This is a genomic window from Lachnoclostridium phytofermentans ISDg, assembly GCF_000018685.1.
Lineage (GTDB): Bacteria > Bacillota > Clostridia > Lachnospirales > Lachnospiraceae > Lachnoclostridium > Lachnoclostridium phytofermentans.
Map to the genome: position 1 here is coordinate 4,000,462 of NC_010001.1, position 15,155 is coordinate 4,015,616.

The window sequence follows — 15,155 nt, forward strand, 5'->3', positions numbered from 1 at the left end:
CTAATTTTCGATAATACTCGATTATTGAAACATGCTTTTTGTTTCAATAGTACTTGATTATTGAAACATGTTTTGTTTCAATAGTACTTGATTATTGAAACATGTTTTGTTTCAATAGTACTTGATTATTGAAACATGTTTTGTTTCAATAATATACTTCATCATTCATTATCTCCCAATTATACTTAAACTTACGAGGTATTGTATGCCAAGTTAACCAGTTTACACTCAAAATCTTGCAAATATCTTACAACTAAACATAGATAATTAACTTAAATCACTAACACCGAAGATTTTCAAAATAAATAGTGTAAAATTTGCTTTTAATATATCTTAGCGTTTGTAATTCTTAAGCTACTGGTACATTTTTTATTTATGTAAAAATGATCAACAATAACATAATAAAAATTGCGACTGCAAGTCCAATTGCGGTATATTGTTTTATTTTTAGTATTTTCTTTTTTCTTAATCTCCATTCTTTTTCTGTTAATACCATAAATATCCTCCTCTCTAAAACTTTAATTTATTTTTTCATAATTCTATTTTAAATCATTTTCATTCAAAATTTAAGATGAATTTTCTTCTATTATTTCATACATGTACATTGATTACAATATCAAAAAACTTAATAATAGGAACTTTACAATAACAAATCCTTATAATTAAAGGCTCTATAATAAATGTTGGGGTATGTGAAATTAATTCGCTACTCCAACGTTTTTTATTTTATAATAATAAAAAACCTCCCAGTGCCAGTCTCGAAACAAATCACCAGGAGGTTGCATAAATGCATAATTATTGTATCAATAAACTACTAAATTTAAAAGAGGTAAAAGTAAAAAATATAATTCATGGGGATTCCTATGTAAAAATCTTTATTGAAACAAAGGCTAGCGTACAAACTTGTCCTTGCTGTGGTCGCCATACCAAGCAAATTCATGATTACCGTTGGCAATCCATCAAGGACTTGCCCTTTCAACTAAAGCATTGTTACCTAGTTTTAAAAAAGCGACGTTATCGATGTTCTTGTGGAAAAAGATTTAGTGAAAAGTATTCTTTCCTTGCTCGTTATCAGCAAAGATCTACTCGCTTAACTCAATACATAGTAAATGAATTAAGAGATACTACTTCACTAAAATCTGTTGCTAATAAAGCCAATGTTTCATCCGCTACTATTGTAAGGATTCTAGACACAATCCATTATACTTGCCCTTCTTTAAAAGACGCGATATCCATTGATGAATATAAAGGCAATGCTGAGACTGGAAAGTATCAATGTATCATCGTTAATCCAAAGCAGCGCTCCATTATGGATATCCTTCCTGACCGCACACAACCTCACTTATCTGCCTATTTTCGGAATATAAACCGTAGCGAGCGATATCGTGTAAAATATTTTGTGTGTGATATGTGGCAGCCATATGTGGATTTAGCCCATAGCTATTTCCCCAATGCACAAGTAATTATTGATAAATATCATTTTATTCGTCAAGTCACCTGGGCAATTGAAAATGTAAGAAAGCGACTTCAAAAAACAATGCCTACTTCTTTAAGAAAATACTATAAACGAAGCCATAAACTGATTTTAACACGCTATCATAAACTAGAAGACGAATACAAAAAAGCATGTGACTTGATGCTTTATTACAATGATGACTTACGAAAAGCGCATATGTTGAAAGAATGGTTTTATGATATTTGTCAAAGTACTAAGTACTCCTTTCAGAGAACACAGTTTTACGAATGGATTCGCAATGCAGAAAGTTCTGGTATAGCAGAGTTTGAAAAATGTGCTGCCACATACCGTCACTGGGGAAAAGAAATATTAAATTCTTTTAAATATGGAATTACAAACGGACCAACAGAAGGTTTTAATAATAAGATAAAAGTTCTTAAACGTATTTCCTATGGTATTCGAAACTTTGAACGTTTCCGTACTCGTATTTTACACTCTTGTAACTAAATAACAATAGACTGGCACGAGGTTTATTTCGTATGCCCAAAAATATATGTTATAGGCCCCAAATATAAAAATAGCTCTACATCCAGTAATGGAGCATGATTGATAACAATTATACCCCAAGACTTGACATAGAGCCTAATTAAAAATGCACCTCAATTATTAGGTTTCGACTAATAATTAAGATGCAATTCAGTTTTTTAGAGTTTTTATTCTTTAAGGCATATCAAATCCACCATTATTACAATTAATAAAATTCGCTGTGGAAATCCCTCTACTATTCGTCAACACTATAGTTTGGAGCTTCTTTTGTAATATGGATGTCATGTGGATGACTCTCCTTTAAAGAAGCTGCAGAAATCTTAACAAAGCGTCCAGTCTCTTTTAATGTTTCAATATCTTTCGCTCCACAATAACCCATACCAGAACGAAGACCACCCATTAACTGAAATACAGTATCTTCTACAGTACCTTTGTATGCAACACGACCTTCTACACCTTCTGGAACTAACTTCTTAGCATCTGCTTGGAAATAACGATCCTTACTTCCATTTTCCATAGCTGCAATGGATCCCATGCCACGATATACTTTGTATTTTCTACCTTGGAATAATTCAAATGTTCCTGGGCTCTCATCACAACCTGCGAAGATACTACCCATCATACATAAATTAGCTCCTGCTGCAATTGCTTTAGTGATATCACCAGAATACTTAATACCACCGTCTGCGATAATTGGAACACCATATTCCTTCGCTACACTGTAAGCATCCATAATTGCAGTAATCTGTGGAACACCGATACCTGCAACAACACGTGTCGTACAGATAGATCCTGGGCCGATGCCAACCTTAACACAATCAACTCCTGCTTCAATTAAATCTCTAGTTGCTTCACCAGTTGCAACATTACCAGCGATAATCTGAAGTTCTGGATAAGCTTCACGAACCATCTTTACTACCTTAAGTACGTTGGCAGAATGTCCATGAGCGGTATCAATAACAATAGCATCTACTTTTGCCTTCACTAAAGCATCGACACGGTCAAGGATGTTTGCTGTTACACCAACACCTGCTGCACAAAGAAGTCTACCCATAGAGTCCTTTGCTGCTAGAGGGTATTTGATTGTTTTTTCTATATCCTTGATTGTAATAAGACCTTTTAAGTTACCGTTTTTATCAACGATTGGAAGCTTCTCTTTTCTTGCTTGTCCAAGAATTTTCTTAGCTTCTTCTAAGGTAACTCCTTCTTTTGCAGTAATAAGGCCTTCACTTGTCATGGATTCTTTAATTTTTTTGCTAAAGTCAGTCTCAAATTTTAAGTCACGGTTTGTAATAATACCAACTAATTTCTTACCCTCAGTAATTGGTACACCGGAGATGCGATATTTTGCCATTAACTCATCTGCATCTTGTAATGTATGTTCAGGAGATAATGAAAATGGGTCAGTTATAACTCCGTTCTCTGAACGTTTTACCTTATCTACTTCCTCTGCTTGACTTTCGATTGACATATTCTTATGAATAACACCAATTCCACCCTGTCTTGCCATAGCGATAGCCATGCGATGTTCCGTAACCGTATCCATTCCTGCACTCATCATAGGAATATTTAACTTAATATTTTTCGTTAAATGTGTGGAAAGATCGACCTGATTAGGTATTACTTCCGAATACGCTGGAACAAGCAGTACATCATCAAAGGTAATGCCTTCACCGATAATTGCTCCCATTTAAATATCCTCACTTTCTTTATTGTAAATTAATAGATTAAGTATCAAACGTACGTAAGTATTGTATCCATTTCAATTCTTCCTTACTCCGTTTGTAAGAGTAAACCAGCCCGCAGGTTATAAAAAATCAGCCAAAAGATTCCAGATTACCCTGAGTCTTTTGCCTGCGGACAGTAATAATTTTCACAAGTATACTCATTTTTATGGTCATTGTCAATACCTTTGAGAAAACTTGATATTTTTAGTAATACATTACTGTTGTAATGTATAAAAGTGTCCGCAGTTCATATACAAAATTAAAAACATAATATAAACTTTAACAACAATCTAAAAAAGTACACTTTGCAAACTTTTCCTTGTCATGATTAAATCTTATGTTTATTGTCATGATTAGATTAAACTTATGTTCATAATTATAACACAATTTCCTATCGATAGCGCCCATACTGGGCACAGGAAAAGAGATGACTAACAACAAAGTGTTAACCATCTCTTTTCTATTTCATTATAAACTAATCCTATTTTAAAAATTATACCTCAACAACTTTACGTGGAGATTTTTGCTTAATAGACGTAATCATCTTCTCATTTGGCTCAAAAAGAATTTTGGTCACTGCGCCATCTTGGCGAACAATAATCGCAAATACTCTAGCTTCTGGATTTTGAGAAGTGAAATCTTTAACCTTTAATTGTTGTATATGGTTAAAACTATCTAAGGAGTGAGATTTTGCAGGTGCCATGATCTCAACCTTTTCAAAGTCAATACGAAGTGCTGTCTTTCTCTTTGCATTTCCCATAATCTTATCGAAATCTAACTGACCATCACAAAATACATACTCATATTCAATGGAGTTCATTCTAGGGAAAAAGAAAATACAAAGTACCACTAATACTGACGCTATAAAAGTAGCGATGCTACCTAAAATAGCTCCTCCCACAAAGAATACCACTAAAATCCCAAATACTGCAGCAATTTGAATCATAAGCGTTGTTGCTGATTTTTTTCTTTTCACGCCAGCTTCTGCGTAAGATTCATTCATATTACTTCATCCTCCTATGTCATTTTTCCGTATGAGTTCCCCTAAAGCTACTTACGGATAGGAGAATCACGATTCCTTGCTACCTTTATTATACTAAATTATTTATAAAAGTAAAAGGACTTTATTATCTTTTAAGGAATAATGCGAATATACTTCATATCGAAAACGTACTTTTTCTTGTTTATAGGTAATTACAACAATATTTCCTATACGCTGAAAGAATCCATGTATACTCATACTTATACATGGATTCTAAAGTCTTAAGATATATTAATTTTATATCAGTAAATTACATCATACCCATTCCGCCAGGGCCGCCTGCTGGCATAGCTGGAGCTGGTTCTTTAATGGATGCAACTGCAGCTTCTGTTGTTAAGAATGTAGAAGCAACACTGGTTGCATTCTGAAGAGCACTTCTTGTAACCTTAGAAGGATCAAGAATTCCGTCTTCTACCATATCTACATACTTCTCAGTTAGGGCATTGAAACCAACACCTGTTTTCTTTTCTCTAACCTTGTTAACAATAACAGCGCCTTCTAAACCAGCGTTTTGAGCGATGCATGATAATGGAGCTTCTAATGCTTTTAATATAATCTGTGCACCAGTTCTCTCATCACCTTCTAATTTAGCAGCAAGTTTAGCAACTTCCTTAGATGCATGGATGTAAGCAGAACCGCCACCTGCGATAATACCTTCTTCCACAGCTGCTCTTGTAGCTGCTAAAGCATCTTCCATACGAAGCTTCTTCTCTTTCATCTCAGTCTCTGTTGCAGCACCAACACGAATTACAGCTACACCACCTGCAAGTTTAGCAAGTCTCTCCTGTAATTTTTCTTTATCAAATTCTGATGTTGTTTCAGCAATCTGAGCCTTAATCTGAGAAATTCTAGCTTCGATTTCTGCTTTATTTCCTTCACCATCAACAATGATAGTGTTTTCTTTCTGAATTTTAACGGATTTTGCACGACCAAGCTGATCTAATGTAGCTTCTTTTAAGTCAAGGCCAAGTTCATCAGAGATAACAGTACCACCAGTTAAAATAGCGATATCTTGTAACATAGCCTTTCTTCTATCACCATAACCTGGCGCCTTAACACCAACAACAGTGAATGTCCCTCTTAACTTATTGATTACTAATGTTGTTAAAGCTTCGCCTTCGATATCTTCAGCGATGATTAATAATCTGGATCCACTTTGAACAATCTGCTCAAGAACAGGAAGGATCTCCTGAATGTTGCTGATCTTCTTATCTGTGATTAAAATATATGGATTATCTAGATTTGCTTCCATCTTATCCATATCAGTCGCCATATATGCGGAAACATATCCACGGTCAAATTGCATACCTTCTACTAAGTCAAGCTCAGTCTGCATAGTCTTAGACTCTTCAATGGTGATAACACCATCTTTGCTAACTTTATCCATAGCATCCGCAACCATCTCACCTACGGAATCATCGCCAGCAGAGATTGCAGCAACCTTAGCAATCTGATCTTTACCATTAATTGCTGAGCTCATACTGCTAATTGCTTCAACAGCGCAATCAGTAGCTTTCTTCATACCTCTTCTTAAGATGATCGGATTAGCACCTGCTGCAAGATTTTTCATACCTTCGTTAATCATAGCTTGAGCAAGAACAGTAGCTGTTGTTGTACCATCACCTGCTACATCATTTGTCTTTGTAGCAACTTCTTTTACAAGCTGAGCGCCCATATTCTCAAAGGAATCTTCTAACTCAATTTCTTTTGCAATAGTAACACCATCATTTGTAATTAATGGTGCACCGAAGGACTTATCAAGAACTACATTTCTTCCCTTTGGTCCTAGAGTTACTCTTACTGTATTTGCTAACTTGTTTACACCAGCTTCCATCGCTACTCTGGCATCTGCACTATATTTAATATCCTTAGCCATAATTGTATTCCTCCAAGTTTTAATTTATAATAATTCTGATTATATTTTCACGTTTTATTTATATGAATCATAAAAATATGATTCACACTTTATTATTATTAATCTGCTACAATTGCTACGATATCGTTTTGTTTTACAACGATAAATTCTTCTTCATCTAATTTTACTTCAGTTCCAGCATATTTGGAATAAATAACTTTGTCGCCAACTTTAACCTGCATGGTTACTTCTTTTCCATCCACCATTCCACCAGGGCCAACTGCAACAACCTCTGCTTGTTGTGGTTTTTCTTTTGCCTGACCAGGTAATACAATACCCGACTTTGTAGTCTCTTCTGCTACGAGTTGCTTTAATACAACTTTGTCTCCTAATGGCACTAATTTCATATTTATTTCCTCCTTTAATACTGTATCATATCAGTTATTAGCACTCACTCTATTCGAGTGCTAATCGTTGAGTATATATTAGTAAATTTTACTTCAATGTGCAACTTCTTTTTTTAATCAAAACGTTTCAAAAACCTTACTTATCTATTATATACTCTCGTATACTCTTGTATTCTCACTTTTTTATACTTTTTCATCTGTTTTACTAGATTCTTCTATAAAAATTGCAGCTTTTCCTTTCTTCATCTAGCAACTCAATTACTAATAATTTACATCTCTTTGCAACCATGTTATAATTGTTAACGTAGAAAATACTTTACATACCTACTATAAACTAAACTCTTGGTTTTTTCACTAAGAATAACACCTACATAGGATTGAGAGGAAATTGCATGGTTATAAAAATATTAAAACGCGGTATTTCCGCTATCTTGGGATTACTTTGTATTGGACTTATTCTTGTTACAGCAGTGGAAGTACTAAGCTTTCACGTTGGATATGATACGGGTGGCGTCTTTTTAGGGCTCTTTAGCATCACCCTGCTCTCATTGATTGCATCCTCACTTCTCTCTAGTTCCTTTCAAGAAATAAAGTGGAAACAGTATTCCATGAGAGCTGGTCTATTACTAATTTTTGTGTTTTATTGCCTCATACTTCTTAACTTACTTTTTACAAGTAGACATTTCTTTTTTGAAAATGCTTTTTCAAGTAATATCAAAAGGAGATTTATGACGGGTACAAACTTTATCCCATTTCATACTATGATGAGTTATTTAAAAAATTCCGATAACTTAAATTCATCCATTATATACACTAATATTTTTGGTAATCTGGCCGCGTTTGCACCAATGGGTTTTTTTTTACCACTGTTGTTTCAAAAGCTTAGAAAATTTCTCCCATTTGCTTGTGTAATGTTTCTTACTATTGCTGTTATTGAGTTAGCCCAATTTATAACAAACCTTGGTGTTATGGATATTGATGACTTAATTTTAAACCTAAGCGGTGCATCAATTGCTTTTTTCCTATGTAAATTACCATTCCTTATGAAGATATTTCAGAGATTTCATTGGATTTCATAGAATGAAGCGAGGACAAACGAAAATATTCCAGAGTGAAACTTAATTCTTTCCACTTGGAATTTTTCGTTTGTCCTCGCTTTTTGATAACTTTATTTATCTTCTACAGGAACACTATTGGTCTTTCGGATTGTTCTTGGAAGAGCATCTTTTGAGTTCTTCCATGGTTCATTGACATAGCGATAATCAAATTTATCCGTAAACCATTCTAAGTCATCTCTGACTCTTTTCATATTATCTACATAAAGTGTTCCGATTTCGGAACGAAACTCTTCTAACATTGCACCATTTAGATGCCTCTCTGCTAAATCATACAACATTCCAAAATGCTTAGTACAGAATCCTTTCGATGCACGAAACTTCTTTCTAAATTCATCTTCTTTACGATAGAGATAGAAAAAAGAAGTAAGATAAAGTTCGAACATCCCTTTTATTTTATCGCAGACAAAACAAGTATGCTCTAAACTTCTAGTATAATCTACAACAGGATGAACTCCTTCTTTTTTCTTAAAGAATCCGCCACCCATAGCCTGCTTTTGCTGTAATAGTTTCTCAGTCTCTTTAATAGAACGATCCATATGTGTCTTTAACATTAATGCTAAACCAAGACGGTTCTGATTTTCATACAGTAACTTGATATGATTGGAGCAAAAACCAGCCTGATCCGTTACCATACGCACATCCTCCTCCATGTAGCTTGGCCCCATGGTAAAGTCAATTGCATTTTTTTGTAGAGTTTCATACATCTCGCAAACAGGGCATTCACACTCTTTATTGAACGCATCATTTACTGGTATAGTATATAATTGCTCTTTCATATTAATAATTAAGCCTTTCCATAGCCTGCAGGTTTTGAGCTGCAGGCTCTAATTTACGTGTGAAAATTTTTATTATCTCACATTTCTGGCTATATTGCCTTTTTTATATCGATAGCTACTTTTTGCACCAGATTTCTTAATTATTCATCAGATCTTTTAACTGCCTTGCCTTATCTTTGATACGTTCATTGGCATCTCTAGCTACAATTACCTTAGAAATATAACGAAGTGCATCCTCTGTCTTTCCGGTTCTTCTTGCTAAATCAGCTAAAAGGTATGTAATGGTAGCCTCATCCATTCCACACATTGGGAAGTTTTCTTTCGAATAAGCTTCTACAAATCCCTCATAAGCTTTTGTTAAAAAGTCAACTTCTTCGGCCTCTAACTGTGCAACTACTTTATCGTAGTTTGGTGTAGTCGTAGGAAGAGATTCTTTCTTCCCACGCACTAACCAACCTGTTTTTAGACAGGTATATGCTTTTTCACTTAGTTTACCTTTCTTTACAATGGTATTAACCAAAGCAAGCTTATGCTTTGTGATAGCCTCATCGTATGATACGATATCACCACTTGGCGCAGCACCTTTGTAAACGGAAGAAATGCTAGCCTTAATTAATTTTGCCTGTGGCGAAGTCATAAAATTAAAGAAACGATTAAGCGCTGCATAACCGCATACCGGACAATCCACTACATCGTATTTTAAAGAATCGACTAACTGGTATTTTGGACGTAAATCTGTATCCGCGGATATTAATTTTACTTTTCCCGTTTTCACAGTCTTAGACTTAAACTCAATATCACACACCGGACAAGTATAGGATTTTTCAAAGATAAAATCCGCCTCAGTTATCTGAGGCTTATCTTCCTTATCTGATTTCCCCTGTTGCCCTTCATTCGCTTCATACACATCCATATTGGTAAGCTTTCCTAACCCCATTGATTCTAACCCAGAAAATAAATTGGCCATCTCATTCCCTCCTTATGCAGGCTTATAACCGCTCTTTAGTGATGCAATTCTATTAAATACTAGTTTTTCGTCTGTGGAATCTTTGCAATCCACACAAAAGAATCCATTTCTTAAGAACTGGAATCTATCAAATGCTTTTGCACCCTGTAAGCTTGGTTCTACGTAGCACTCTCTAACAACAATAGAATTTGGATTAAGATTTACGGAACCATCTTCGCTATAAACGCCTTTTTCCTCATCTACTAGATTCTCATATAATCTGGCTTCTGCCTTGATTGCATGCGGTGCAGATACCCAATGAATCGTACCTTTCACCTTTCTTGCATTAAAACCAGAGCCACTCTTTGTTTCCGGATCGTACGTACAATAAACTTCTGTAACATTACCAGCATCATCTGTTTTATAATCAGTGCAGGTTACAAAATAAGCATTCATTAATCGAACTTCATTACCTGGGAAGAGACGGAAATATTTCTTAGGTGGCTCGATCATGAAATCTTCTCTTTCGATATAAAGCTCTCTACTAAATGGTACTTCTCTTGTCCCCATTTCTTCATTTTCCTGATTATTCATTGCTTCTAAATACTCAACTTGTCCTTCCGGATAATTCGTAATAATTAGCTTTATTGGATCTATGATTGCCATAACACGGTTTGCTTTTAACTTTAAATCCTCACGAATACAATACTCAAGCATGGTATAATCTACCGAGCTATTGCTCTTTGAAACACCACAGAGCTCCATAAACAAACGAATCGATTCTGGTGTAAATCCTCTTCTTCTTAACGCACTGATACTTACTAATCTTGGATCATCCCAACCATCTACAACACCATCTTCCACTAATTTCTTGATATAGCGCTTTCCAGTAATTACATTGGTTAAGTACATCTTTGCAAACTCAATCTGCTTTGGTGGATTCTCGTATTCGAGTTCACGTACTACCCAGTCATAAAGTGGTCTATGGTCTTCAAACTCTAGCGTACAGATGGAGTGTGTAATTCCTTCGATCGCATCCTCAATTGGATGGGCAAAGTCATACATCGGATAAATGCACCATGTATCTCCAGTGTTGTGGTGAGTCATTCTCGCTACACGATAAATTACTGGATCACGCATATTGATATTAGGTGATGACATATCAATCTTAGCTCGAAGTACCTTCGAACCATCTGGGAACTCACCATTCTTCATTTTTTCAAATAAATCAAGGTTTTCTTCCATGCTACGATCACGGTAAGGACTATTCTTTCCTGGCTCTGTTAAAGTTCCACGATACTCTCTCATCTCTTCCGCAGATAAATCGCAAACAAAAGCTTTTCCTTTTTTAATTAACTTTACTGCACCTTCATACATATGCTCAAAATAATCAGAAGCAAAGAAAAGTCGATCCTCAAAATCTCCACCAATCCACTTTACATCTTCAATAATAGATTCGACAAATTCTGTTTTTTCCTTAGTAGGATTTGTATCGTCAAAACGTAAATTGAATGTACCACCATATTTTTTCGCTAATCCACTATTTAAAATAATGGACTTTGCATGTCCAATATGAAGATATCCGTTTGGTTCTGGCGGGAATCTTGTTACTACCTTTTTACAATGTCCCTCAGCTATATCTTTATCAATGATCTGTTCAATAAAGTTTTTTGAGACAACCTCTTTCTCTACTGCCTCATTTACCTCTAGTTTGTTAACATCGCTGTCCATGATGTTCCTCCTAAAATGATATCTCAATAATTCTGCCTTTATGGCATTTACTTATAATTTTACAATCTACTACTTATCATATCACACATTTTTCAAATAGAAAAGATAGAATCTTGTGTAGTGGTAATAATTGAGACTTAAGTCACAAACAAGGAAAAGCATGCTTCGTGTACATTTCCTTGCCATAAACAAAACCTCTTCCTGGCATATTACTATCGTGCCAGGAAGAGGTTTCTTTACTAACTATTATTCCATTTTCATAAGTTTTATATTAGTACTTCTAGTAGTTTAGTGAATCTTTAGCTATTACAAGAATTTCTAATAGAATTTCTCAAAAAAGATATGTTTCCCAATAATTTTATATGGTATCTTTGCCTTCACACACTTTGCTTTGGTTTCCGTTACATAACTATTAAAGTATAGATAATCACCTATTATATTCGTACCATTCATTGCGGCTTTTGCAGCTTCTTTACATTCTGCCATTACATTTTTTTGTTCCTCACTTTTATAGTTTCCGTATACATAAAGCTTTAGTGCTGCTTCTAATGGTGCACCCTTTGTAGTGTATTTACCACTTTTAGTTAAATTATAAGCAGGTTCAAACTGACGTCCCCAGCGTTTTAAATCATAAACTGCTTCTCTTATCGTTGTTACATGATCAAATAAATTACTATCTATACGATTTAGAATAACATTACCAACCGCAACTTTTCCTTTATAACTTTCCCAACCTGCCTCGCAATAGATGATAGCAGTTAATAATCTTAGTTCTGAGCTAGTGTAGGACTTTGCAGTGCTGGCTTCTGTTTTTATTGGTGTACTTGCTACACCAGACAATATGCAGACGATCAATAGTAGGGTAATAAGTTTTTTTAATTTCATATCAATTCTCCTTACTTGAAAACGGCAAGAGTCATCGTTCTTACCTTGGGAATGTATGTATCTTTCCATATAATTTATCTTTTCTTTGGAAAGATATCTTACATAGTGCTTCATATGTTTGTAACATTTATGTAACAATCTTAACATTCTTGTAGAATAATGTCAAATCCTTTAACTGCCATTTCTCAGATAACATTTCTCAGTTCCCATAGCTAATACCAATCAGCTGTATTGTCGTGCCCCCCTAAGTTAAGAGCACATCCCATGGAGAGTTTTTAATTGTTTCAATAAAAAAGAAGACCAATGGTGTGTTCCCTTAGAAGCTTTCACTCCTACCGACACTCCACTTGTCTTCTTGATTAATAAGGTTCCTACCTAATAGATAATCGTTGCATACTTGTAGATAATTGCATACTGGTATTAATCGCAAATCCTACTTTTATACAGTCTACTTCTTGTAATTCATTTATTCCTACATTATTTCATATTCTCACGGTACTCAGCTAGCAAAAGATCAACCATCCTTCCATAGCTTTGCACTCCATCTTCCTGATTGTTCGCCTTTAAATAGGTATCATTCATCATCGTAGCAGCATTGCTAACTGCAGTATTCTCAAATTCACTCCAATAAACTGAATTATCTACTAAATCAGCATGCACTCCTTCATTATAAAGCATCCTAACCTCACGATAACGCTCTTTATTCTGATCATATAGAGCATTTCCAGCAATGATTAAAGCCTGCATTACACCGCTATATTTCAGTTCAACATTGTCTGAGGCGGTACAAACCAAATAAGCAATATAATTTGCTTCATCTTCCCTCATAAAACCACGTAAATGAGCCATTTCATGACATGCGGTTGATGCTATAGAGTAATCTGGAATATCCACATTTACATTTGCCTCCATTGTAAACGGAATGAATATTCCGGTTAATTCCATCTGCGACATTACTCGTGAAAATGTAATCGGTTTTGCAGCTGGATATCTACCTGATAATATAGAATAATCTTTTGAAATTTTTTGATATGCTCGTTTCGTTTCCAGCATTAATTCTTTTTTGGACATTGTGGAATCATAGACTCCACTTTCATCCACCGAAGGAATCGTATCTCTCAAATCATTTGCACGTAATGCTAATGATACACATAATTCATACAATTCATCTTCTGAAGATTCTAATATCGTTAAACCACTGTAATAGCTAAAAGGATAACGATTATAATTAATTCCACACCCTATAATATATAGAGCCAAAACAATACTAATACCGCATAAAATATTTACAATCCCTTTACCGACCACTATGTAACGATCTTCTTTTGTTTTGATACTATGCATAAGGAATCGTATCAAAAGAATCGTTAATAGTATAGGTCCAAGAATAACGATAAGCTCTGCTAACGAAAAAGGAAAGATACCTGTAAGCGTTGATAAAAATAGTGACCATGGGCGATAGAAAAATCTTACTAATACTTTTTCTGTAAAATAACTGCTCCTCTTAGCAACCTGAAGCAACAAAAGAGAAATGGGTAATAGCAATAGAATGAAATTACGTTTCAAACGTAACAATTGTCGAAGTTTGGGCAACTGTTGAATCAGTCTCTTTTCTTTCATCGTATTACCTCATTTCTTTTACTTACAGTCTATTGAAAAGTAACTTTTGCACTACCACTTGATAAATACAATGTAATACGCTTCGTTCCACCTTTGTCTACGAGAACCGAACCGTCATATTTTTTCTTTCCAACCCAGACATCACCATACTTTGAAGTAATATCAAGGCAATAATCTTCTTGTTTCCCTATTAAGTGTAAATTTACCTTACCGTAAGAATTATTGATATCTATCTTATCAACAGAACTATCCTCAACGGTGGCATCTCCACTGCTTAATTTTCCTTTTAGGGAAGTAATTGTAGATTCGTCTATCTTAACATCTCCATAAGAATTATTAAATTGTAATTCCTTTGTTTTTAGCTTATCTATCTTCAAACTACCGCTACTAAGTTCCACAGTTATGCTAGCATCTGGATATTCTTTTGTAAAAAAATCTTCTTCATTTATATTTTTTATCACTATATCTCCATAGCTATTCTTGATATTTGCTTCTCCGATTGCACTCCTATCAATAGTAAGATCACCAGAAGAAGCCACAGTGGTAAGCTTATCAATTGCTGTTGATGTTATTATGGTATCTCCATACGAATTTTCTACCTTTACATCCTTAGCAGAAAAGCTTCCCATTGAAACATTACCGCTTGATACTGTAATATTAACTTTATTAAAGTCTGCGGATGCAGGAATATATAGTTTAAAATAATTCGACTTTTTTAGGCTAATGGAATAACCACCTTGATTCATATTACTATCATTAAAAGTTAATATACCATCTATTATTGAAATAACTGGTTCTTCATTGACATAATAATAAGAATATTCCACGTAATATCCATCCGATGCTATTATATCAAAGTCTGCATACTGTGTGTTTACATTAATTGTAGAAATCTCCTCGATTGGTTCCTTAACAGTTCCAAAATACTTCATATTATCTTCAGTATAACGTTCACTGTCAGTCGTAAAATAAAACTTTCCCTGGCATCCGCTTAACATCAATATTAGAAATAAGCTAACTAGGAGCCATATTTTTTTTTGCTTCAT

At 34.6% G+C, this 15,155-nt stretch carries 13 protein-coding genes; 2 read left to right on the forward strand and 11 right to left on the reverse strand.

Going from position 1 to position 15,155, the window contains the following annotated elements:
• Positions 1-373: 373 nt before the first annotated feature.
• Positions 374-496: a hypothetical protein gene (locus CPHY_RS22345; protein ID WP_278183981.1), complete on the reverse strand. Its 123-nt coding sequence runs from the start codon at positions 494-496 to the stop codon at positions 374-376.
• A gap of 291 nt (positions 497-787) precedes the next feature.
• Between CPHY_RS22345 and CPHY_RS17025 the strand changes: the two genes are divergently transcribed.
• Positions 788-1,963 (forward strand): ISL3 family transposase, encoded by a 1,176-nt coding sequence (locus tag CPHY_RS17025; RefSeq protein WP_012198596.1) that lies wholly within the window; start codon positions 788-790, stop codon positions 1,961-1,963.
• 274 nt (positions 1,964-2,237) lie between these two features.
• Here CPHY_RS17025 and guaB read toward each other — a convergent pair whose 3' ends face one another.
• From guaB to CPHY_RS17045, 4 genes are all read right to left on the reverse strand, one after another.
• Positions 2,238-3,692: an IMP dehydrogenase gene (gene guaB / locus CPHY_RS17030; RefSeq protein ID WP_012201290.1), complete on the reverse strand. Its 1,455-nt coding sequence runs from the start codon at positions 3,690-3,692 to the stop codon at positions 2,238-2,240.
• A 530-nt stretch (positions 3,693-4,222) separates the two neighbouring features.
• The gene (locus CPHY_RS17035; RefSeq protein ID WP_012201291.1) at positions 4,223-4,732 is read right to left on the reverse strand and encodes a DUF6106 family protein; all 510 of its coding nucleotides are present in this window, start codon (positions 4,730-4,732) and stop codon (positions 4,223-4,225) included.
• Between the two features lie 289 nt (positions 4,733-5,021).
• Positions 5,022-6,647: a chaperonin GroEL gene (groL, locus tag CPHY_RS17040; protein ID WP_012201292.1), complete on the reverse strand. Its 1,626-nt coding sequence runs from the start codon at positions 6,645-6,647 to the stop codon at positions 5,022-5,024.
• Between the two features lie 98 nt (positions 6,648-6,745).
• Positions 6,746-7,033, reverse strand: a complete 288-nt coding sequence (locus tag CPHY_RS17045) for a co-chaperone GroES (RefSeq protein ID WP_012201293.1) — start codon at positions 7,031-7,033, stop codon at positions 6,746-6,748.
• Positions 7,034-7,425: 392 nt separating this feature from the next.
• Here CPHY_RS17045 and CPHY_RS21005 point away from each other — a divergent pair, with 392 nt between their 5' ends.
• A complete protein-coding gene (locus tag CPHY_RS21005) occupies positions 7,426-8,112 on the forward strand; it encodes a VanZ family protein (RefSeq protein ID WP_049762416.1) in 687 nt (228 codons plus the stop codon).
• Between the two features lie 89 nt (positions 8,113-8,201).
• Here CPHY_RS21005 and CPHY_RS17055 read toward each other — a convergent pair whose 3' ends face one another.
• The 6 genes from CPHY_RS17055 to CPHY_RS17080 form a co-directional block, all read right to left on the reverse strand.
• Positions 8,202-8,927 carry a DUF6062 family protein gene (locus CPHY_RS17055; protein WP_012201295.1) on the reverse strand — a complete coding sequence of 242 codons (726 nt, stop codon included), beginning with the start codon at positions 8,925-8,927 and terminating at the stop codon, positions 8,202-8,204.
• A gap of 136 nt (positions 8,928-9,063) precedes the next feature.
• Positions 9,064-9,894 (reverse strand): DUF2225 domain-containing protein, encoded by an 831-nt coding sequence (locus tag CPHY_RS17060; protein ID WP_012201296.1) that lies wholly within the window; start codon positions 9,892-9,894, stop codon positions 9,064-9,066.
• Positions 9,895-9,906: 12 nt separating this feature from the next.
• Positions 9,907-11,604 (reverse strand): glutamine--tRNA ligase/YqeY domain fusion protein, encoded by a 1,698-nt coding sequence (locus CPHY_RS17065; protein ID WP_012201297.1) that lies wholly within the window; start codon positions 11,602-11,604, stop codon positions 9,907-9,909.
• 318 nt (positions 11,605-11,922) lie between these two features.
• A complete protein-coding gene (locus CPHY_RS17070) occupies positions 11,923-12,489 on the reverse strand; it encodes a cell wall hydrolase (protein WP_012201298.1) in 567 nt (188 codons plus the stop codon).
• Positions 12,490-12,966: 477 nt separating this feature from the next.
• Positions 12,967-14,109, reverse strand: coding sequence for a DUF3810 domain-containing protein (locus CPHY_RS17075; protein ID WP_012201299.1), 1,143 nt, complete (start codon positions 14,107-14,109; stop codon positions 12,967-12,969).
• Positions 14,110-14,138: 29 nt separating this feature from the next.
• Positions 14,139-15,155, reverse strand: a complete 1,017-nt coding sequence (locus tag CPHY_RS17080; protein ID WP_012201300.1) for a DUF4097 family beta strand repeat-containing protein — start codon at positions 15,153-15,155, stop codon at positions 14,139-14,141.